Here is a 22,961-nt window from a genome sequence, read left to right on the forward strand (position 1 = left end):
CACTACAGTACGTAGCAATTTAGTCATCATTTTAAAATTATTTAAAATCATGACATTACGTACTTAAATGAGTATTTTTTAGATTATTAAAATCAAAACCATTAAATTTCCAACCGAAAATATAGCCATAGTATAACTCATTTTGAAGAAAAAATAACCATTTTTTTCATAAATAGTTTATAATATCCTCACACATTATTTAAAAAAGACAGAGCATTTTGGACGGTTTACTATACTCTTCACGAGTAAGTCCATTAATATAGTGTCTACAATAGTTACAACAATATTTTACTTAATAATGCATCATCTCGCTTATTAAGATTATTTATACGGTGAAAAATGGATTCTGAAAAAATAAAAGAATTACACGAAATTATTGATCGAAAAAATGCGGAAATTCATCAATTAATGCGTTCCCTGGAGGAAGAAAAACTAAAATTTAAAAATGAGTTACAAGCCGTTCATGATTATTATGAAAATATAATTTCTTTAATGCCAGGGCATGTTTATTGGTTAGATAAGAATAATATATTTTTAGGTTGTAACGATGCACAAGCAAAAAGCGCTCGTTTGAAATCAAGAAAAGATATCGTTGGAAAAACCAATTACGACATGCCATGGAAAGATCAGGCGGAAGAATTAAATAAACTTAATACATTAGTAATGGAAACAGGCATACCACATACTGCCGAAGAATATGCAGTCATGACTAATGGAATGGGTATTTATTATTCTCAAAAAGTTCCTTTACGCAATCAAAAAAATGAGATTATTGGCGTTTTAGGCATTTCTCTAGATATCACAGAGCGCAAAAAAATGGAAGTTGCCTTGCGTCGTGCCAAAGAAAATGCAGAAGTTGCAAACCAGGCGAAAACTGAATTTATAGAAAATATGAGCCATGATATTTATACCCCATTAAGCGGTATTGTGGGGATGTCACGACTTTTAGAAGAGAAAGCCGAAGATCCTGAAAGAAAACAATATGCACGCTGGATTCACGAAAGTAGCGAACAACTACTGGATTTGCTCAACGGTGTAATGGAAATCGTTACAGCAGATAACCTCAGAGAACGTGATGTACATGAGGAATTATTCGAATTACGCAAGAACATTAAAGATATTGCACATCTTGTACAACCAACCCTGGAAATGAAGAAAATTCAATTGAATATTGAGATTGATGAAACAACGCCAAATAGTTTTATTACTGATGGTACAAAATTACATCGAGTTTTGTTAAATCTTGTAGGAAATGCGATTAAATTCACTGATACCGGTGTTGTTACAATTAAAGTAGAAACTCTTTCTCATGAAAATAGTTATGCCCAACTTCGATTTAGTGTAATCGATACAGGAATTGGTATACCTCCTGAATTAAAAAATAAAATTTTTGATCGTTTTTTCCGTGCTATTCCTTCTTATAAAAGCCAACACAGTGGTTATGGTGTTGGTCTTCACGTAGCACAAAAATACTTAAGTCTATTAGGTGGAGAAATAAATCTAGAAAGTGAAGTTGGAAAAGGCTCTACTTTTTATTTTACCCTTACGATGAAAATTGGATACAGTGAGAACAACTCCTCTCTCTATGGAGCGGGCGAAAGTAAATTACAGCAAGAAAAAACAGAATCTAATTCGCCGCTAATTTTACTCGTAGAAGATAATATTATCTCCTTGCATATGCTTGAAAATGTTGCAGAGCAAGCTAAATATCAGTTCTATTCTGCGATTGATGGTGAGCATGCTTTAGAGTTGCTGGAAACAAATGATTTTGATTTAATCATTACGGATATAGGCATAGCCGGCAAAGCAGATAAGAACCTCATTCAGTGTATTCGCGAGCAGGAAAAACAAATACAGAAAAATCCTATACCAATTATTGGTCTAACTACCAATACCTCAGGTAAAGTAGAAAATGAACTTTTGCGTTCTGAAATGAATAAAGTGTTGACCAAACCCATTCATTTAAAAATGCTGCAGGAAGTAGTCAATGGACTCAATTTATCCTCTCCAAAAGAAGATAATGTGAGCTAAAATCCAGGGGGTGTTGGCTTGGGGGATCGTCACTTACCATTATCTTTTTCTTTCTATGCCCCGCGAGATCCCGCTCTGTTGCAAATTTATTGGCTCCCGCGGACAAGCCCTGAGCGATCCACGCGAAATTTACCTCCCTACGTACCGCGCTTTTATGCGCGGTATCTAGAGGATGTTTATTGAGGCACAAAAGGTTCTAATTAGGATGGGGGCCATTGTTCTGGATACCGCACATAAAGTGCGGTACGTAGAACGTTGAGTATATTTCTTTTAAAAACATAAAGTGACATTCAATTTCCGCGTGGTTCTCCCAGAAACAAGCCGCGGGATGTGGTAAGTAAAGTATTTCTTGAAGAATGTCTAATACCAATACATCAAGGTTCCTAATTCAATAAGTTGACAATCCCTCAGATTTTTTGACCCTAATTATTTTATGGGGTTTCAAAATAATTAGTGTCTAAAGGATAACAAACCCAACTCAACGATGAACCATTGTAATTCACTTCAAGTGTTGAGGTGTTTAAAGCAGATAATTCAGGTTGCTTATCTATATAACACACTTGACGTACCCCATTTACGCTTACATAGTAATAAGATGTTGTAGACTTATAATCACTTGGCACATAGTAAACATCGCCTTGTTTTTCCAAGATAATTGGCTGGCCAGTAATTATTATTTTTTCTGCGTAGGAAACTGCACTGAACAGTGTAAGCGAACAAATGATTAATAATATTTTTTTCATAATAACTTCACTCCATGAAATAATTTGAGTCGACATGATTAAGTATAGAACAATAAAAGTGTCCCATAATCTATTTTTCGTTCATCATAATCACTGAGCGAAATCGCACTTTATTTGATATCATCGCTTCAAAAGCTTTTTCCGCTTGCGCAAGTGGATACTGTTCAATCATAGGGCGAATCCCCACTAAAGCACAAAACTTCAATGTTTCTTCGATGTCAATTGCACTTCCAGATGGCCACCCTCTAATCGAACGTTTGTTACCAATAAGCTGAGTTGCTATCACTTCAATTGGATCATTGGAAGCTCCAACAATAAGAAGCTCCCCTTTATTTCCAAGACCATTAATTAAAGGAGCAATCGATTTACCACTAGGCGCTGTTGCCAAAATAACCCGGGCACCACCTAATTTTTGCAATTCAAGAACAACATCATGAGCATCGGAATTTAAATAAATATGAGCCCCTAGCTTTTTAGCAAGTTCTTCTTTGTCAGCCCCAGAAGATAGAGCAACCGTTTTAAATCCCATTTTATTAGCAAATTGAACGCCCAGATGCCCTAGCCCTCCCACGCCCTGTATTGCAACCAAATCACCTGGACGAGCAACACTATGTCGTAGCGCATTAAAAGTGGTTACACCGGCACACATTAATGGCGCAGCATCAGCAAAGGAGAGTTCATCAGGAATGGCAACAAGCGCCTCAACTGGAGCTATCATATATTGGGCATATCCACCATCATAATGTAATCCTGTGATTTTATGGTTTTCACATAGAATAAAATCACCATGGCGACAGGAAAGACATTGGCCGCATAGAGCACCTGCCCAACCTACCCCAACACGTTGACCTGGTTTCCATTGGGTAATATTAGTACCAACCTCATCAATTACCCCTGCTACCTCATGTCCTGGAATTCTTGGAAATTGAATATTAGGCCACAAATTTTCTTTCACAAAAACATCCGAATGGCATACACCACATGCTTCAACTTTAATACGTACTTGATTTGCTGCCGGCATCACAATGTCTTTTTCAATAGATTCCCATTCTCCTGACTTATTTACTTGCACTGCCCTCATCGTTTTCATTGTGTATTTCCTTATGTAATTCAATATATAAATGCAATGACTTGCACATGCTTCAGCAACTGATTAAAAATTCCACTATCCAGAGTGTAGACTGCCTCATGCAAAATGTCATAATCAGGATTTCAGAGAAAAAATTCTAGGCTTGTGCTTTTTGGTGTTTTGTACATTGAGAGCGATTATAATCCTTTAATCGCTGTGCATTCATGACACACTGCCACTTATTTAAAAAGGAATATATATGAATACCTTGGATTGGCTGACAAAACTTATCGCCTTTGATACCACCTCACGCAATTCCAATTTATCCCTAATAGAAACTCTGGCGAATGCTTTGAATGATTATCAGATTAATCCCATTTTAATCCATGACGACAAAGGGCTTAAAGCAAATTTACTCGCCTCTATCCCCGATCACCAGAGTCGACTTGAGGGAGGACTTATTTTATCGGGTCATACAGATGTAGTACCTGTTTATGGACAAACATGGGATAGCGATCCATTTCAGGCAACAATTAAAGACCAAAAAGTATATGGGAGAGGGGCGTGTGACATGAAAGGTTTCATTGCAGTAGTGATAAGCCTTATTCCCCAATTGAAATCACTTAAACTCAAATTCCCAGTGCATTTTGCTTTTTCATATGATGAAGAAATTGGTTGCCTTGGCGCACCGAGCCTCATTGAGAGAATAACAAAACTAAATTATAAACCCAAAGCATGTATTGTAGGTGAACCAACCTCCATGCAACCTGTAATTGGGCATAAAGGAATACAATGCTATCGTTGTCAAATTCACGGTGTGGCTGCTCATTCATCATTGACCCCTCAAGGATGCAATGCAATAGAGCATGCCGCATCATTCATTACTTATCTTCGTAAAATGGCCCATCAGTTTCAATCTCAAGGAAATCGAGATGAGTCCTATGATGTCCCTTATACTACAGTATCCACCAATCTCATTCAGGGTGGAAATGCATATAATACGATTCCCAGTTTGTGTGAATTTGTTTTTGAAATTAGAAACCTGGTGGTTGATAACCCGGCTCAACTTCATCAACAAATCGTTGATTTCATAGATACGGAACTACTCCCTACCCTACATAAAGAACAATTAAACACGAATGTGATTTTGGAAACCCTCGCTCAAGCGCCTGGATTGGATACGTCCCCCTCTGAACCAATTGTTCATGCTGCCCAATCAATTTGTCACAATGAAAAAAAATTAAAAGTGGCTTATGCCACTGAAGCAGGTTTATTTCAACAAGCGAAAATACCTACTATTGTTTGTGGTCCGGGTAGTATCGAGCAGGCTCATCGTGCAAATGAATTTGTTGCCCTTGGACAACTTCATCTGTGTGAACAATTCATTATCAAGATGCTGCACTCATCATTTCTTAAGAATTCGGAATAAACAACGAATAGTTACTGAGTATTATGACATGATAATCCTGTATATCCCATTCCATGAAGAAAATGATCTAAATGCTCGTGCACTGGATTGGAAAGAAACACTTAATGATCAAAGCATACTCATCGTACAGCATGGTAAGCCCATGAATTATAAATTAATGGAACGCGAATACCTCACCATTTATATACTTGCACATGGAATTGATAATTTATTGGAATATTTTCATCTGGCAAGCACGTGTTCCAGTACAAATCAACCTACTCATCTTGGCATTGATAAAATAGCAGAACGCTTTAATTATGATTTTGTCTATCTACATCACAGGATTAGCAATATAAAGCTTTATTTTTGTAATAATAAAGGAAATCAACAAACCATAGCAGAAAAATTCAATAGCCATTTGGTCTTATTCGATGCATTTATTGATTATTATGCCGGGACACTTTTTTCTCCCTCAACGGATAAAAAGAAATACTCCTATTGTCATGGCAAATGGTATTCCAGTTCAAATGTACGCCAGACGCTCCATAAAAATAAAATTTGGCAGAATCCGAATGACCACGTAAGTATAAAACAACTGAGCATGCTTAATTTTTGGGAAAATGCAAAACAAAACCGTATGGATTTAATACTTAATAGACAAAAAAAGGCACGCCAAAAACTAGTGATGCAAAGAAGAAATACACAGCAGAAATCAGGTAGTGAAGAGACGCAAACCACAAAATCAAACCAACTGCCTGGCCCCTAAAGATAATCCGACATTGCTTTAATGCCAATTTATTGCCATTCCTAAGTATGTTAATTAGGTTCACCAAAACTGTTTTTTTGCGGTAGATAATCATAAAGTTTTTTATGGTTTATTTTTCCGCTATTGGTCAATGGTATCTCTCCAATAAAATATATTTTTATCGGAATTTTATATTTTGCTATAAATTGGGTTAGATATTGGCTAAGCTCTGATTCGGTCAATTTCTTTCCACTTTTTAGTACCACAAATGCGACAGGCACCTCTCCTTCATGAGAATCAGGAATACCTATTACTCCTGCTGCTTTAATTGCGGGATGCCGATAAATCGCAGCCTCAACTTCGCCTGGCATTATATTTGATGTGTTCCGAATAATTATATCTTTAATACGGCCGGTAAAATAATAATTTCCCTGACTGTCTTGCTTTGCGCTATCACCCGTTTTAAACCAACCCTCTATAAATGCTTTTTGTGTTTCGCTAGGATTATGCCAATAATTCAGCATGAGCATATCCCCCTTTACCAAAATTTCCCCATCTTCCCCTTGCGGAACTTCTTTACCCGATTTATCCACCAAACGAAGTTGTACTCCAGGAAGAGGTTTACCAATACAACCACTTTTAGGATTCTCTTCTCGACACACTGTCATCCAAATACCCTCGGTCATCCCATAACCAACGTGAATCGGCTTCCCGGCACAGGCAACAAATCGCTTTTGAACTGCCTCAGGCAATACATCCCCTCCTGTATACACCCCGCGTAGTGAGGCAAAACAATCCGAAGTACAACGTCCAGAATCCAAAATTTTCATCAGGGTATCAATATGTGGAACAGCCAAAGTCGGCCTGTGTTTCCTTAATCCCTCTAAATAACCATCCAAATGAAAACCATCATAGACAAGAACGGTGCCGCCTCGTGATAAAGTAGCAAAGGTCTCCATAAAGCCGCTGATATGACATTGTGGCTCACACACGATTATTTTATCTTGCGCAGTAATCGTCTCTAAAGCATCTGAAGTGGAGTCTAATATTGCTTCAATTGAGCTAAGAGTATGGACGACCCCTTTCGGTTGTCCAGTAGAACCTGAAGTATAAAAAATCACCGCAGGATTATTATAAGAAAGTTCGGATATCTGGAACTCAGTCGATGTACTCATGATATCTTGAAACAAGGAGTATTTACTGGGCTTTCTAGTGCTGCCAACAACAAACACCTCTTTAATGCGTGTTGCAGCTAAATTAATGTCTTCCAATAAAAATAATTTATCCTCCTCAATAATTAAATAACAAGGCTCAGCATCATGAAGCACTCTTTCCAGTTCAGGTGGTGCATAACGACGATTTATAGGCATTGCAATACAACCCGTCTTAAAACAACCAAGATAAATAGAAACGATTTCAACGCTATTAGGAAGCATAAACGCAATACGTTCGCCCTTAATGTTTTCCTGGGATAAAAAGTTAGCAAAACAATTTGCAGCTCGTTCTAACTCTGCATAGGAAACACTTGCGTTTTCAAATATAAGCGCTTGCTTTTGTCCATAATTTTTTTCCATAGAATAAATTAAGTGTTCAGATAACATGCCCATGATTGCATCCATTGATTTCAAATATTTCTTGTTAATACTATAGGTTAAATTTTATTTTCTTGATCTGAACGATGAATTAATTTATAACGGAGTGTAAAATTTTTAAATAAATACTTATCTCAAGAATAGAAAAGCCTTAAAATCGCGGCTTCTTCTATGAAAAAACGCACGTTTGTTAAGAAAAACTTAAGAAAACTTTTTTAGACTATCGCTATAAAAATTTTTATACTTACAGGTGTTGATTATGCCAGCCATTCGATTCAGAGAAACTCCATTAATCCGTGAAATTTTGACGATTTATAAAGATTTGCAAGTAAAAATCATGGATATTGCTCACACCAGCATCGTTGAAATTCCTGTAGAACACCAAGGTTGGGGCTATACGTTTGGTTTAACCTATAAAGAAGGAATGATAGAGGGATTGGAATATCCTCAGCCTGGCGGATTATCCAGCTTGGCCAGGAAAATACAAGAACAAAATCATTCAAAAGAAATTAAAAGCAACTGCGACTACTTTAACTTTGTTTACAATACGTGTTATCAGTACATTGCAGATAATCAAAATCGCTATTTTGGCCGTGCCAATTTGAATGACATTTCGCATGGCAAAGTTGTAGCCATGATTCTATTGGCCCATCTTTGCCGCCAAGCATTGGAAAAACCCGTTCAGGAACAAGGAAAATACAAAGAACGAATCGAACTTTTTACCGTTGAATTACTTAAGCATAAAGACATCCAAAGTACTAGCAGCCAAGATGAGAAACTTCTTTCATGTAAGTCAGCCCTTGATCGGATATTTTCTGCTGCGCAAATGGAAGATTTGGACCAAGAAAATAAAATTGATGCCTATTACCAAACTATTGAAGATACAACTCGAAAACTAAATGAACTGCTTGCTGGCATTGATAATCACATGCTGCCATTATTTAGTGGACAAAATCAAATTGATGTAACGCATTTGCAGGATCTGTTCGCAAAAGTTGGTAAAGCTACTCTCACTTCTACAGAACAAAAAGTTATTGATGATCCCTTTGTTGCGGAACTATTTGCTCACCCTGCAGCCGCTTTACAAGAAGATGCTTACCTGCCCCTTTATAAAGGACTTACTTATCACTTGCCTGATAAGGGTAATTTTTTATGGGAACAGTTTGAACAAGAACAACGAGAAAACTTGATTAAACTATTACAGTTGAGAGATAAATTACGTGTCTTGCAAAATGAGCTAAAAAGACTTCATCAGTTCACAAGCGGCAATAAAATCAGTTACTTTAATGATTTTATTAAATTGTCCGAACCCTACTTGAAAGACATTCATCATGTCAAAAGTGAGCTACATGTTTGTTTGGAAAAGTTTGAGGCAGATTGTGGTAAGGTTTACCGACAACGAAGCCAATCTTCAAGTTCAGCCCGTAGCTTATGGGAACCTTTTTACTTAGATAAACGCCCTTTAGTTGAAGTACGAAATCATTTTATCACCGCATCTCAACAAATTAGTGCCGCATTTGCGAGCATTCCATTTGATTGCTTTAATGCACTAAAAGAATTCAGTAAAGAAGCCAATGAAGTTGTAAAGCGCGGAAACATCCTATTTGGCGACAAATTTGATATGGCAAATAGCGCTTTTCAATCTGATATTTCTCGAGCACAAGCAAAAGAATTGAACCGCCAGGCTGAGCTTATTTTAGTAAAACAAAAAAATATCTTGGCCGAATACGATGAGCTAATTCTCCAAGCACAGCAATCTCAGGATGAAACAATAAAAAAACTGATTGATGTTCTGCAACGACGCCGCACGGTTGTTGCGCAAATTATCCAGGCTATTGAATTACAAACTCATGATGTTGCTGAAGAGGAAGGTTTTGTTCTTATTGAGAGCAGCAACTTTGAAACCAAAATACTTGAAGAAGAACATCAAACTGCCGGTTTTTTTCAAATTGTCAGGAACTATTTATCTCGCCCAGCAGTGAGCACACATGAGTATAATGATTTAAAGGAAGAGTTGAAAAGAATAGGTATTGAATTAAGCGACACTCAAAAAGAAAATTTCAGTTTGAAACGACTGAATGAAGCAAATGAAAGAGGTCTTTTGCAAAAAGATGAAGAAATTCGAGCTCTCGCTGCCGAGGTACAAAAAAGAGATGAAAAATTAGAGCTTATTGCAGGTATTGCAAACATCTCAATGTTGGATACACATAATTCTCGATTATTGATGAAGCGCATTACAAATGATCAAACAGCCCAAATAAAAGAATTATTAAGTGTGGTCAATAATATTGAGGCGATTATCCAACAAGGAAAAAACTATCAAAAAGCTTATGAGACAAAAGCTGGTGAATACGATAGTTCATTCTTTTTTAGTCATAATGCTAATGGGAAAAGACATGCTCGCCAGACCATAAATGCATGGGAACGTTATCTGCACTCTATGATGAATCAAGCGATTAGGCAAGTATTAGAGAATGGAGAAGATATGGATGATGAAAAAATGCTTGCGCTCAGCCATTTTTTTTCTAAATCTTTAGCGGACTCAATCGACAGTTTAATCATTAATGAAGATTACAGCAGCTACAAACAACATTCTTTCCGTAATTATCTGAGTTATTTTCATCGACAGCTCATTGCCGATGGACAATTAAAAGAGAATTTAGCTGTTAAAATCGATTCAATTCAGGACGTTAATGAAATTTTTAACACCGTTAATGCTTCATTTGATAGAACAAAATTAGAAGAGTTTGAAGAATCTGTAAAAGACTATAAATCTTTAAGTATATAGGAACATTCCATTAATATTAAAACCAGTCAAGCCATATGGTTTGGCTATAAATGATTTTATAATATGGAGTTCTTTAGGTTTATTGATAGGCCGTATAGGGATCGAACCTATGACCAAGAGATAAGAGTCAGTTTTTTTATCAATTTCATACGCTATCAAAAATACTCAATTATGATCACAACCCATTGTAAATACTGAGTTAACGCATTATCCTAGGTATCAAAAAATAACAAATATATTCGCTTAATCACATAAAAAAAGTGCCCACTAAAGTGCCCATTGAATAACATAGGATTTTTATGAATCAATTCACAGGGGACACCAACCACATTGGTCTTAATACGTATGTTAAAAAACGAGCACTCCGCTCAATGGTTACTAGCAATTTGAGAGAGATCAGATGAGTAATTTTAATATAAGAAAAGCTCAGCGTGAAGACGTCCTTCCTATTATTAAATTACTGGCCAATGATCTATTGGGTAAACAACGTGAATCTTACCAAGAACCCTTACCAGAGCAATATTATACTGCTTTCTCTGATATAGATAACGATAAAAATAATTATCTAATTGTTGTTGAAGACAATAATAAAATTATTGGCACTTTTCAATTAACCATTATTACTTATTTGACTTATCAAGGAGGGAGGCGTGGTCAAATTGAAGGGGTTCGTATCGATGAACAATATCGAAGCCAAGGAATTGGCAAGCTTATGATCGAATGGGGAATCAATAAGTCACGTGAAATGGGCTGTCATTTAGTACAGCTAACCATGGACAAGAAGCGACTTGAAACTATCGAGTTTTATAAAAAATTAGGGTTTGTTGCTTCTCATGAGAGAATGAAACTACATTTACCATTTGTAGGTGATTAAACTTATTGTTGAACAATAACTGAGCAATGCTTCGGCGTTGAGAAAAATCAATTTATTGGCTACAACCTATGCTGACAAAGGGTTATAAGGGTGTTGTGGGAAATTTCGTACCTTCCCGCAAAGAACCCCTATAAGATTACTATTTCTTGGTCTCGATACCCAACCGTTTTGCCCTAAATGAAAGGCCTAGAAAAACATTAGGATTAAAAATCCTAATATGTTATTTTTGTCGCAAACACTTAGTTAAAGTGTAGTTGCATTAGCTAGTTGAATCCACGTGAACGCCTAGGGCATTGGGTTTGATTATCTATGTTAAAGGATCCAACATTAGATAGTATTCTCAGTATTCAACGAATATGTCGCCAGACTTTAATCAATATGCTATGTTTCCAGGCTCATTTGGTATTTGAGGATAAGCATGAGATTAGCCATTAAAACTATGCAATATTTTGTCATTACAGGATTGTTATTTAGTTTAACCGCCTGTATGAAAACAAAGCCTCTAGGACATGAAATAGCTTCTTATAAAGTTAAGGGTAAAGTATATACACCTCTTAGATCTGCAAAAGGGTATAAAGCACGAGGACTAGCTTCGTTTTATAGTAAACGCTTCCATCATCATAAGACATCTAATGGAGAGCGATACAATATGTATTCCATGACAGCTGCACATCCTACGCTCCCGTTTAACACCCGACTACGAGTTAAGAATGTAAAAAATGGACGAACAGTGGTGGTTCGTATTAATGATCGAGGCCCCTTTTATAGTACGCGAATTATAGATCTTTCATATGCGGCTGCAAGTCGCCTGGGAATCACAAGTTCTTCTATAGTAGAAATACAAGCTCTAAATTAGAAATATAAATTTGAGCATTTTCCGAGTACTTTCATAAAACACCTCAATGAAGAAAGTAAATATACGCTTAATTTCTATCATTGAATACTAAGGTTTGATTCAGGATAATCAAACCTAGTTGTAATGTATCCTCAGGGTAATCAAACATTTCTAGTTTTAATGCTGAGAGCCCCCCATCTACTTTTTTTATAATCTATTCAAAATTTCAAAAAGTAGTATGAGGAATATTTTTTCGTATCAAATCCCCTCTAAGTAAATATTCAGTTTCTTTAGGTGTTAACAAGGTTGTGGACCAAAATGAATACTCATTTACAGATTTCCGCGGATTATGTATCACTAAAATCTTATTCTTTCACCCTCCTTCTTTAGGTGCCTCCTGTGCCTGTCTTTGCTTAGATGGAGGATTTGTAAAAATTTCTGGCGGCTGAAACCGCATAGAATATACCTCAAACCAACCTGATTCATATTTAAAGAGTTTCTCAGGAGTGCGAGAAGCTGAAAGTTGACTCGTTGATGAAAAAACGTTTTCAGCCTTTGCCCAATAATATCTTCCCCATTGACTTACTATAAAGCATAGCTCGCGTTCCTTGCTGATAAAGTATCCTGCAACAACTACTGAATGCTCTCGGTTACTCGAAAAATTTGCTGACTCACCAGATACTTCTATATCATAAAAAATAATAGGTGCTTCATCATTATTAATTGCCGAAATTATCCGATCGACGTAATGCTGAATATTGGATTTCGCAGGTTGTTGTTAATGTTTTTCTAAAATTAAACGAAAACTATGAGATAACATTTACTCCCTTATAACGGGTGGCTTGGCGTATCTTTTGTATTATGTAATAATTGCGACCGTTTTAACATAAGGATATTGTCAGTGAAAAAATTAAATACATTGTTATTCTTGGCTGGATGTACTTCAAGCAGCTTCGTTTTTGCAGGAACAATGGGCGAAGTTTCAACGTTGCCTTCTGTCTTTTTTGAATTATCTTCTGGTTATTCTTTTCCCTTCAATGAAAATCTTAATATAAATGTTCCTTCAGCTCCTGTCCCAATGGTTGTTGATTTAGACGGATCAGCATTTTTTGCAGCAGAAGTTGGGTATAGATTTCACCCAAACATTAGTGCCGGTCTACAAACTTCCTATCGCCCCGATTTTATCACGAAATCCTATAATGCTAATGATGTAATTGGAGATAGAAATATAGGCTCGTCTCCTGAAAAAGCTTTAACTTTTATGTTTAATGGTTATTTAAATGCGAATTCCTATAATAAATTTACTCCATATATAACAGGGGGAATAGGTGTAGCATCTACATGGTTAGGAGATATTAATGTTCATAATGAAGGAACTAATGAACCTGTTTTTTATCAGCCTAAGGGAAGGGAAACGCGTTTTGCCTGGCAAGCAGGGGCAGGTATCAATTATGAAGTGACACAACATATTGCTTTGGATCTTCGAGGAACTTTTATTGATTTTAGCCGCTCCAAATCAAAGGGTACCGGTGTATTTCGACCTCAAGGTGGTGTTTCTGGAGCCTTTCCTAGTACTGATTATACTTTGCTAAAATATAATGCATTTGAACTAGGTGGTGGATTAGTTGTGAAAGTTGACTAACATCTTATTCTTAACGAGTTGTTTCATTTCATGATAGAGTCTTATTCCATGAGAAAACTAAAAAAGAATATTTAAGAAAAAGTTAATTTTTTGTTTTCTCATGGATTTTTGATTTTATAATTTCGCTATGGCTTACCAAGAATAGGAAATTATTATCAATCTTCTAAACTCTCTTTTGTGATGGAATGCTCTGCGATAATGTTTTGATTGTTCGCGATATTTCACAAACCTTGCAAGTGTTCTCCGTAGTCTTACGTGGCAAGCATATCCATGCCCTTCTCAGTAAACGCTTTGGGCAACGCCGTTGAATGTTTTAAATTTTTATATTTTAAGTTTAATGAAATATTAAATGTTCATGTAAAAGGTAAAAAATGAAAAAATTCAGAATAAAGCATCCAGCTGTCATCCCGTATATCCCTGCCCGCCTGCTTCGCTGCATGGGTAAAATCATTGATGAGAATATTGGGGGTATAATAAATGATGGAGATATTTTCTCTAAAGTATTGGGTGCGATGCAGCCAGTATTTTTCTAAACAGGAAAAGGCCAGATTTATGGCGATTAAATCAAATTGCTCCTTCTGGATAAACGTTACTATTTCTTCTGCTTTGTCAGCGTGCATGACGCCATACCCCAGATAGCGAAACAAACGCAGGACAAGGACGGTAGTTGATGGATTGTCATCAATCAACAAAATATGAGGCGGCCAATTGGATGTGCGTTTCTCCATGGATAAGTTCCTTTCTTCAACAACACTCTGAAAATATTCCAGGAAACGTACCACGCACGCTGCACGAGCATATTCTGAGGGGAGAAATCAATAAAACGACCGCAGTGCTCCATTGATTTCCTAACCAACAGAACATGCCCTGCCATGGCAAACGCATTGAAATTCTCTAGTCCATAATTCTGTTATTAGCGTCACTACCCATCTATTGAAATTAGGATTAAATAACTTTATAAGGTCTTATTTTTTAGGGAAAATAAGATGCATATAGAAGGAACTTTTCTAAGCCATTTTAAGCAATTAGAAGACCCTCGTTTAATTAGTCACCGCAATTTACGCCATAATCTTGAGGATATATTAATTATCAGTATATTAGCAACGATATGCGGTGCGGATAATTGGGTAGAAATAGAGCGCTTTGGCTTAGCAAAACAAGAATGGCTAGAAACGTTTTTGGGGCTTCCCGAAGGCATTCCTTCTCATGATACTTTTTCCCGAGTATTTGCCTTGCTTGAGCCTGATTGCTTTGAAACGTGTTTTAATGAATGGATAGCTTCATTAGATATTGATTTAAAAAATGAAATTATTGCATTGGATGGAAAAACGCTAAGAGGCTCTGGGAATAAAAGGCAACATCATCCTGCGTTACATCTGGTTAGTGCATGGGCAACGAAGAATCGTGTTCTGTTAGCTCAAGTCAAAACTGAAGAAAAATCAAACGAAATTAGTGCTATCCCCAAATTATTGACAATGATGCATATAGAAGGCGCAACGATTACTCTCGATGCCATGGGATGTCAGACTCAAATTGCAAAACAAATTATTACTCAGGGTGCTAATTACGTTCTATCTTTGAAAGAAAATCAACCCACGCTATATCATGACGTACGCACTATTTTTTTACGTGCTGAAGAGGAAGAGAAAAAATATAAAAAAATGCTTCATTTACGCCGAGTTGAGAAAATACATGCTCACGGCAGAATAGAAACCAGGCGCTATACCTTAATTTCATCTCGAGCCCCATTACTATTTGAATTACGTTGGCCTGGATTAAAAGGAATTGGTAAAGTCGATGTGGTACACACAACGAATAATCAAGTAGAACGCTCTACTCGATACTTCATCACGAGTCTGGATTACGAACAAATCGACTTATTTAAAGAAGCCGTTAGAAAACATTGGCACATTGAAATTGATTTGCATTGGTCTTTAGATGTTGGCTTTCGCGAGGATTTGAATCAAGCCCATGTCGGACACTCAGCCCATAATTTAGCCATTATTAGACGAATCGCTCTCAATCTTCTCAAAAAAGAATCCTCTCACAAAAATGGAGTGGCCTGCCGACGAAAAACTGCTGGATGGGATCATGCTTATCTATTAAAAATTTTAACAAGCTAAGTAGATTTTAGGGGGAATTTAATGCGTTTGCCATGACTTAGCCATGATTCTAGTTTGCGCTAGGATTATGGTTAGTGCAGCGCTGGTGTTAGCAGCACCGGCGCGGCACGCTTCAAGATTAGTTTAGGTCTCTTTTCAACAAAAAGTCAACCAATTCGATGCGTTGGAACGAACCAATGAATCCTCAGGTTTTTTAATTTCAACCTCGGTACAACTCATTGAATCAAATAAAAAAAGCACTTTATAGAATGAAGAACACACTCAATGAACCATTCCCAACGCATCATTTCCAAATATAATTAGCCCACTTAATTGATAAGGGGTTCAGTGAATACCGTGTTAGCTGCCTCAAGACTCATGATTCAATCCCAATAAGGGCAGTTGAATACCCTCATAGATCTTTTCTTGCTTCAATTTGATTCCTATGCCTAACAATCTTACTGGCATACGTTTTCTCAAAAAACCTTCGTGTAGGAGTTGGCATAAACTATTTAAATCGAGACTGTCATGCACACATTCCACCGTGGTTTGCTGAAAATCATTAAATTTTAATTTAACAAAAAGAGTGCAGATTGAAGACAAAGAAGATGTACTTTTAGTCACAGAGTTAGGAGCGCTGATTAAGGGAATTCGCCAATCGGATAAGCAAAGCATTTGTATCGAACCACAATCGTTTAATTTTGATTGTAGACAACCATCTCATCTCGCATTGTCTTGTACTGATAAAATACATTTCAGTTGAGAACACGAGTTAAGTTGACGATGCCCCACTCAGCTATTGATTATTCACAAATGAATAACATATAATTGAATTAACATTAACCACAATGATCAATTAAAACCCCATGATTTTAACATGATTGAAATTAGGGCATAAGAATATATGGATAATAAATCAGAACCTAATCAAAAATTTAAGTGGCATTTGTATATCAGAACAGATTCGCATTCTGCAATTCATGCGCAACAAATCCTAAATTATCAGGTTACACCTGCCGAACACATGAATTTGTCTCCCATGTCGAGCCAAGCCTACATCAACTCAGGTTATTTAAGTACCTTTGAGTATGCAAAAGGCCAAGGATTGGATGCCGTTCTCAATTATGGAGCATATAATAATGTCCATTTTATTTTCCTTCCTGAAACAATTTGTGAAACACATTTCTTAACCGGTGGCACTCGCGGTTTAGAGAAAGATGATGAGAACAATACTATTTTCCCTAAAAAAGCTGAAGGAAGTGCATGGGATCTTCCCGTCTTTAATACTTTAATTCCGCAAATTTTTTTTACAAGTAATATGGAGGTTGAATTAGGTAGCATGGTAACCCGAGGGCTCCAAGAGGTATTACTTGGGGGGAATTGGAGCGATTATGCTCAGATAATTACTCTTAGCAAGCAGAAAGTTCAGGAGATTAGGAGTCAATTTACAGGAGATGAAGTGGCTCTTTATAAAGCGCTCACCACTTATACAATCCCATACATTAATACAAGTAAAACTGAACAGCAACTTTCCTATGACACGCAGTTAGATCGGGCTCACAATATTGCCTGGTGGCAAACACTTAAGCAAGAGGAAAAAAGAATGATTGGCTTTGTTCACAGCATCATTCATCACACTATTTATCATGAACCTTTATTAACAGATCACAACTACTTATCTGCTCTCGCATCGATTTCTGCTTATAAAAATAAATTAGAATCCGAGTATCCTTTAATAAAAAATTACTTTCAGGCTGCTCAAGAAACACAGGACTTGTTATTACAGCTAGCATCATTCTATACAATGTATCATCACCCACAACAACTTTTATTTAATCAATTAAACAAGTTTATAACTGCGAATTCGCTGTGGGATAATCAGTTACTTACTAATGAATGTAATAAACTTCAGGTTTATAATCAACGTTTAAGTTCAGAGCTTCGATTCTGGATAACTTACAAAAATTTTGAAGCACTTAATCTTAGCGAAGAAGAAATAAGACTACATTTTCCTGAGATAGTATATTTTGTACAAAGAATAGAGACCAGTCAAAAAAACGCCAGCACTGTACTCAACTTGCTAGAAGATTCAAATATATTCGATGAATTAGCTCAGCTAGATTTAAACACAACAGACAGAAAAGTAAAAGCAATTAAAATACAAAGAAGTATTCTAGGATCGCAAAAAATAGTTCACCAGTTTTGCGATGAATTAAACATTTTTCGCACCCCAGTTAATTATTTAGCCCTTTGGTTTAAAAATTTTCACGATACCTATGCTATACCCTATATATTGCACAGGAATAATTACGAAGAGATATTTAATATAGGAATAACCTTAGAAAAGATGTATAAAAGCTTGGATAATATACGAAAAGAATTAATTTTCTTAATACAAGAATTGGATAAAATTAAAGCTGAGAATTTTCTTCTACAAATAACAAAATCTGTTAGTGTAGCAATAAACAACATAAATGAACAAATGATTAAAAAAAATGATCCAATTGGTTCTGGAAAAGAAATGATTGAAATATTCTCTACTGTATCCACATTACTATCTTTTACAAGAACGAGAATTGATACACATCGATTTGTAACACAAAACGAAAAAAAAATCGAAGAAGAAGCTTGGCACAAATTGTCTGCTTACTCTGCATCATCTTTGAACTCACAAGCTCTGCGTTGTTAACTGCTCCTTGCATCTTCCAACAATATATCGCTTGTAAAGATTTAATGGGTTGCTAAATGGTATTTGAAAGCGAAATGGGGGAGTTGACAGCCTGTACACACCAGGCCAAAAAGGAACACTTATTTAACTTAAGTACGGAATGTATTTATCAATTCATTTTAAAAGATAAGTTACAGGGTGGCAGTCTATTTAAACATTTAAGACATCAAAATAAAAAGTATCGCAAACGCTATGGGAGTTCGAAACGGTTAGGGCCTATTAAAAATAGACGTTTTATTGATGAAAGACCTAAAGTTGTGGATGAAAAAACGCGCGTTGGTGATTGGGAAATTGATACGACTGTTGAGACAATAGCATGCATATGATTTTTACCAATAATCGTATCAATTTCCCAATCACCTACCCGAGATTTTTCATTAATTATCGCTGGCCCTTTATCAATAAATCTTCTATTTTTGACAGAACCACTTCTACTAGGACTCCCATAGCGTTTACGATACTTATATAAATCACCACCCTGGCTTCTATCCTAAATAGTATTCTTTTTTGCATATCCACATATATGATCGGGACTCCAATTGTCTTTAATTTTTCCCTAACAAATACCTTAATTTCTTCAGTAAATTTTACATACTTATTTTTACATTTCTTACGATTATCAGAGTTAAATTGGGTGTAGTCAGCTTTGTAAGCCCAATACCATAAGCGAGTACGAACAAAGGTCATATTTCTATTAGGTGCTCTACTAATGGTTGATTTATTAACACAAATTTCATCATCTATCTGTTGCTGCGTATAAACAGATCTCCATAAAGCTTGGATTTTACACCGCTGTAAATAGTTCAAATGCTTATAGATCATAACTCAACTCATAGATAGAAATTAAACGTATATCCGCGTTCTTCCTTGAGGTATTTATGAAAGTACAAAAAATAAAACTGAGTTCTTATGATGTCACAAAGAGAGTTCTTGATGACAATCACTTGCCAAAATCAATTATCGAGTTTGTTCGCTATCTAAATAATGACGTGGTTAAGCAAAACGATACAACTGAAATAGGCCATACTAATGCTTTTTTCCTTCAGGGGGCAAATTCGGGAGTGCTAGGCTAAATGTTAAAGTGTTAAAGCTCGAACACACCGTATCCGCCAAGGATTGGTCTTAGTGTTCTCATTCTCGTAGCTCGAATCAGGTCCGGTAAAGAGCCGCGTATACGCGACGCTGGGGATATTGCTGAATTGCGTAGAACTCCAATACTGGCTATCAGTGGCAAATTGAGTAAAACCTGACGCGCCTGACTTGCTATTAATGGTGGTTATGTCCGCAACTATCAACGCCCATTCACTTTGTGCCGGCAAGAACCAGGTATTGACTCCACTTCCTGCTGTATAATTGCGGCAAGCTTCCGCTGCAGGGAAATTGGCACCCGCTAAAACAGTATATGTATTATCTGTAGAAATATTAAATGTGTTAATCGCATTGGTAGCTACATTAGAAAACGGCCCCCAAATTGCGGTAGCAACATCTGAAGGACTGATAATGTATGCTGTACTGCCATCAATCCGATAAATCACCCCACCACCATAGGCATCACCAACGGAAATCACTGTCAATGTCGCCGCAGTGGTAATCACCGTGTCACTGGCCGCATCCGTTACCACCATGCGGTATTGATTGCCATTGTCCCCTGCAACCAATGTCGGGGTCGTGTAACTGGTCGCTGTCGCGCCACTGATGTCAGTCCAAGTACTGCCACTGTCCGTACTCACCTGCCACTGGTAGGTATAAGGGAGCGTGCCGCCACTGGCAGTCGTACTGAATGCCGCTGTTTGTCCTACATTCTGGGTGGCATCGCTTGGATTCGTTGCCGTTAACGCGGCACCGATATAGGTGTACCCCTCAGGAAAGGAGGTTTGCTGTCCATCTGGGTTTTGAACCACTACATCCACTACCTTATCCGAAACCGTTGCGCGTGCACGCAATAGAATTACAGCGGTAGGGACAGTGACGTGAATACTGTTTGATGAAAGAACCTGGATATTGGTTGCTGGTTGTCCACCAAAAAACACCAGCAGTCCTTGCACAAAGTTACTCCCCATAATGGTTACAGTATTGCCACCAGCTAATGGCCCGCTGTTGGGAGTAATGCCTATGATACTAGGTGCTAGGAGCTTGGTGATTTGCTCAGCAATTACGAACACTTGATTCATTTTCACTGCTGGCGTACTTACCCATTGGGTAATATCACTTAAACGCTGACTGCCCCATCGATGCCGCTCATCGTAACGCTTGTTACCATCTGCCAAGAAATTCACTTGTAAGCCAATGCTGTTATTATCCGGTGTCGTGTTATGAGAGGTCACATGCTGCCCAAAAAGAGATAATTCTATCCCAAGCTTCATTTTCTGGAAGTTGGGAAGCCAACTAAAGCCTGCTTGATAGGTGTCATAAATTTCACGTACCGTTGCCTCTCCGGTCAGCTTAAGACGCTCGCCCAACAATTGATTTAACTTAATACCACCACCTAACCCATTTCGGTCCTCCTCGGAAACAGGTGAAAAAATCGGGTTATAACGCACCTGGTCATAATACAGACTCCCACTAACTAACGTGGAAGGCGTGAGCAATACGTCAATCCCAGCATCAGCACCTGTGCTGGTCGCTCCGGCAAGATGACGGTAGTTAATGCATTGCAAATCGGACACAAAACCACCGCAATTGTCGCCATTGGAGGTAAAAATAATCGGATTTAATTCCTTACTGCTGGCATCGGCATAATAACCGCCTAAATTAAATCCTTGCAAAAAAGGTAAATTAAATAACTGCTGGAAGCGAACCCCATAAGCATCTTGATGCACCCTTGACTCAATATCTCCGGAATCAAACTGGAATGGCAAGCGCTGCCCAAAGCGTTCTGCTGTGAATTTCATCTGCGCCAAAGGTGAAAATCCATATCCCAGGGTACCATTGAGACGATATTGGCCTGAGCCGTACTCACCTAAAGCACTCAGCGCCAGGCGACTTCCTAATGGCAGCACATATTGGGCATTGTAATAAGTACCTGTCAAATCGCTATAAGTTACACCCCAATTCAACGGACCAGAGAAACCCAGGTGCTGATTTGTCAATGACAAGTTATTTAATATCCCTGTCTGCGCATAATTCACTAAAGGAGTAAATGGGCCGGCAGATACCGGCGTACTGGTAGGTGTAGGTCTGCCTTGCTGTGATGCAGAAGATATTGGAGTCTGAGGAGAATTAGGTAATACCGCCGCAGCTGATAATTGAATAAACTGGCTATAAATTAATAGGCTAGCAATAAATTGACGAAAACAGCCACCTAACCCCTTTTTTTTTCATCACAGCTCCCTCTATGGACAACCACACTCTCAATATGTCTAACGAATAAAAAATTTAAGAAAAACCTCCATACCCTACAATGAAAAAGGCAAAATATCTATACGTAAAAATACCCATGAATGAGGAAGGAAATTTTTTTAAAAATCTTTTTTGATTAAGAAGGTATGAATTTAAAATATAATTTTTTTTATTCAATTTTGCTTGATATTGAGATGACTATTAAGAATGCTTCCATTGAAATAATAATTTGCAAAGATATGGAAGAAACCCTGCTTAGAAAAAAAGCATTTTCAACTTTTTCTACGTCTGGAGGGCATTTTTCTTCAAAGCCAGTGGAATTTGCGACTTTGCCTGGTCATCAAAATAAATTTCTCCCATGCTGTACTCGCTAGTAAGAAAAAGCTAAGATTAATATAATACCAAGTGCAAAACCTATGGCGCTTGCCTTACCAAAACGAGTATAAACGGTTTTTAATTGTTCTAGATATATTAAATTCTTAAAAGGCCCTAACCACCAAAAATAAAATGGGCGTTCCCAAAAAGGTTTTTCAAAAATACCGCCTGTAACAAACAATTGTTTACCACATATACTACAGTAAAATACTTGAACCTTATGAGTAACGAGACGATTCTCAAATTTTACAATAGGCTCCATACTTTTCTTACAAAATTTACAGGGTAACTTCATGATAAAAACCTTTTTAAATATCCTGATATTAAGTATAAAGGAATTACTATCAATAACTCATTTAATGTACTTTCACTAAGCATAGCCATTCTTCTTTATCTGTTGATATACTTGAGACTAAGAACCATCAGACCCACTAATAAATTACAAATCTCCTTATGAAAAATGTTATTATTTTTCAAACTAAAGAAACAAATATATCTAAGATAAATAATTATAAATAAACCACAAGTAGAGCGACCATTCGAAAATTAAGACTCTCCAAAACAAAGTTATAAAATTTAAAGAATTTGTTTAAGTACAAAAATACATTTAATGTGCTGCTCGAATTCTTATTTCTTGCTAAAAATAAGTTGGTTTATAATTTAAAGGAATCACATTAACCAGTGGAC

At 36.9% G+C, this 22,961-nt stretch carries 17 protein-coding genes and 3 pseudogenes; 12 read left to right on the forward strand and 8 right to left on the reverse strand.

Annotated elements, in window-relative coordinates:
• Positions 1-339: 339 nt before the first annotated feature.
• Entirely contained in the window at positions 340-2,031 is a 1,692-nt protein-coding gene (locus tag DY223_RS11510; RefSeq protein WP_058459549.1) for an ATP-binding protein, read from the forward strand.
• Positions 2,032-2,462: 431 nt separating this feature from the next.
• On the opposite strand, the gene DY223_RS11515 is transcribed toward DY223_RS11510, so the two are convergent.
• Both DY223_RS11515 and DY223_RS11520 read right to left on the reverse strand, forming a co-directional pair.
• The gene (locus tag DY223_RS11515; protein WP_174223914.1) at positions 2,463-2,810 is read right to left on the reverse strand and encodes a hypothetical protein; all 348 of its coding nucleotides are present in this window, start codon (positions 2,808-2,810) and stop codon (positions 2,463-2,465) included.
• A 34-nt stretch (positions 2,811-2,844) separates the two neighbouring features.
• Entirely contained in the window at positions 2,845-3,864 is a 1,020-nt protein-coding gene (locus tag DY223_RS11520) for an alcohol dehydrogenase (RefSeq protein WP_058459551.1), read from the reverse strand.
• A gap of 238 nt (positions 3,865-4,102) precedes the next feature.
• Here DY223_RS11520 and argE point away from each other — a divergent pair, with 238 nt between their 5' ends.
• The gene (gene argE / locus DY223_RS11525; protein ID WP_058459552.1) at positions 4,103-5,272 is read left to right on the forward strand and encodes an acetylornithine deacetylase; all 1,170 of its coding nucleotides are present in this window, start codon (positions 4,103-4,105) and stop codon (positions 5,270-5,272) included.
• A 28-nt stretch (positions 5,273-5,300) separates the two neighbouring features.
• Entirely contained in the window at positions 5,301-6,020 is a 720-nt protein-coding gene (locus DY223_RS11530; RefSeq protein ID WP_058459553.1) for a hypothetical protein, read from the forward strand.
• A 50-nt stretch (positions 6,021-6,070) separates the two neighbouring features.
• On the opposite strand, the gene DY223_RS11535 is transcribed toward DY223_RS11530, so the two are convergent.
• Positions 6,071-7,600 carry a class I adenylate-forming enzyme family protein gene (locus DY223_RS11535; protein WP_374930654.1) on the reverse strand — a complete coding sequence of 510 codons (1,530 nt, stop codon included), beginning with the start codon at positions 7,598-7,600 and terminating at the stop codon, positions 6,071-6,073.
• 250 nt (positions 7,601-7,850) lie between these two features.
• On the opposite strand from DY223_RS11535, the gene DY223_RS11540 reads away from it, so the two are divergent.
• The 4 genes from DY223_RS11540 to DY223_RS11560 all read left to right on the forward strand — a co-directional run bounded on the left by DY223_RS11540 (position 7,851) and on the right by DY223_RS11560 (position 13,730).
• A complete protein-coding gene (locus DY223_RS11540; RefSeq protein ID WP_058459555.1) occupies positions 7,851-10,379 on the forward strand; it encodes a phage tail tape measure protein in 2,529 nt (842 codons plus the stop codon).
• A 400-nt stretch (positions 10,380-10,779) separates the two neighbouring features.
• Positions 10,780-11,253: a GNAT family N-acetyltransferase gene (locus DY223_RS11545; RefSeq protein WP_058459556.1), complete on the forward strand. Its 474-nt coding sequence runs from the start codon at positions 10,780-10,782 to the stop codon at positions 11,251-11,253.
• A 418-nt stretch (positions 11,254-11,671) separates the two neighbouring features.
• Positions 11,672-12,109, forward strand: coding sequence for a septal ring lytic transglycosylase RlpA family protein (locus tag DY223_RS11550; RefSeq protein ID WP_058459557.1), 438 nt, complete (start codon positions 11,672-11,674; stop codon positions 12,107-12,109).
• A gap of 880 nt (positions 12,110-12,989) precedes the next feature.
• Entirely contained in the window at positions 12,990-13,730 is a 741-nt protein-coding gene (locus DY223_RS11560) for an outer membrane protein (protein ID WP_058459558.1), read from the forward strand.
• A 353-nt stretch (positions 13,731-14,083) separates the two neighbouring features.
• Here DY223_RS11560 and DY223_RS11565 read toward each other — a convergent pair whose 3' ends face one another.
• The gene (locus DY223_RS11565; protein WP_058460904.1) at positions 14,084-14,458 is read right to left on the reverse strand and encodes a response regulator; all 375 of its coding nucleotides are present in this window, start codon (positions 14,456-14,458) and stop codon (positions 14,084-14,086) included.
• A 258-nt stretch (positions 14,459-14,716) separates the two neighbouring features.
• On the opposite strand from DY223_RS11565, the gene DY223_RS11570 reads away from it, so the two are divergent.
• Positions 14,717-15,853, forward strand: a complete 1,137-nt coding sequence (locus DY223_RS11570) for an ISAs1 family transposase (protein ID WP_115684315.1) — start codon at positions 14,717-14,719, stop codon at positions 15,851-15,853.
• A 348-nt stretch (positions 15,854-16,201) separates the two neighbouring features.
• Here DY223_RS11570 and DY223_RS11575 read toward each other — a convergent pair.
• A pseudogene (locus DY223_RS11575) lies at positions 16,202-16,435 on the reverse strand (DNA polymerase IV); the annotation flags it as partial.
• A 301-nt stretch (positions 16,436-16,736) separates the two neighbouring features.
• Here DY223_RS11575 and DY223_RS11580 point away from each other — a divergent pair.
• Both DY223_RS11580 and DY223_RS11585 read left to right on the forward strand, forming a co-directional pair.
• The gene (locus DY223_RS11580) at positions 16,737-18,521 is read left to right on the forward strand and encodes a hypothetical protein (RefSeq protein WP_058461110.1); all 1,785 of its coding nucleotides are present in this window, start codon (positions 16,737-16,739) and stop codon (positions 18,519-18,521) included.
• A 104-nt stretch (positions 18,522-18,625) separates the two neighbouring features.
• Positions 18,626-18,865: pseudogene (locus DY223_RS11585) on the forward strand (IS30 family transposase); the annotation flags it as partial.
• Here DY223_RS11585 and DY223_RS11590 read toward each other — a convergent pair.
• Positions 18,844-19,382, reverse strand: a pseudogene (locus DY223_RS11590) (transposase); the annotation flags it as partial. The pseudogenes DY223_RS11585 and DY223_RS11590 sit on opposite strands and share 22 nt — an antisense overlap.
• A gap of 56 nt (positions 19,383-19,438) precedes the next feature.
• Here DY223_RS11590 and DY223_RS11595 point away from each other — a divergent pair.
• Entirely contained in the window at positions 19,439-19,633 is a 195-nt protein-coding gene (locus tag DY223_RS11595) for a hypothetical protein (protein ID WP_058461113.1), read from the forward strand.
• A gap of 3 nt (positions 19,634-19,636) precedes the next feature.
• On the opposite strand, the gene DY223_RS11600 is transcribed toward DY223_RS11595, so the two are convergent.
• Positions 19,637-21,559, reverse strand: coding sequence for an IPT/TIG domain-containing protein (locus DY223_RS11600; RefSeq protein WP_147293818.1), 1,923 nt, complete (start codon positions 21,557-21,559; stop codon positions 19,637-19,639).
• 486 nt (positions 21,560-22,045) lie between these two features.
• Here DY223_RS11600 and DY223_RS11605 point away from each other — a divergent pair, with 486 nt between their 5' ends.
• Positions 22,046-22,273: a hypothetical protein gene (locus DY223_RS11605; RefSeq protein ID WP_058461115.1), complete on the forward strand. Its 228-nt coding sequence runs from the start codon at positions 22,046-22,048 to the stop codon at positions 22,271-22,273.
• On the opposite strand, the gene DY223_RS11610 is transcribed toward DY223_RS11605, so the two are convergent.
• The gene (locus DY223_RS11610) at positions 22,270-22,569 is read right to left on the reverse strand and encodes a hypothetical protein (protein ID WP_082891539.1); all 300 of its coding nucleotides are present in this window, start codon (positions 22,567-22,569) and stop codon (positions 22,270-22,272) included. The two genes, DY223_RS11605 and DY223_RS11610, sit on opposite strands and share 4 nt — an antisense overlap.
• Positions 22,570-22,961: the final 392 nt, after the last annotated feature.

Origin of the sequence: Legionella bozemanae (assembly GCF_900450575.1) — a bacterium.
In the GTDB taxonomy this organism is placed as follows: domain Bacteria; phylum Pseudomonadota; class Gammaproteobacteria; order Legionellales; family Legionellaceae; genus Legionella; species Legionella bozemanae.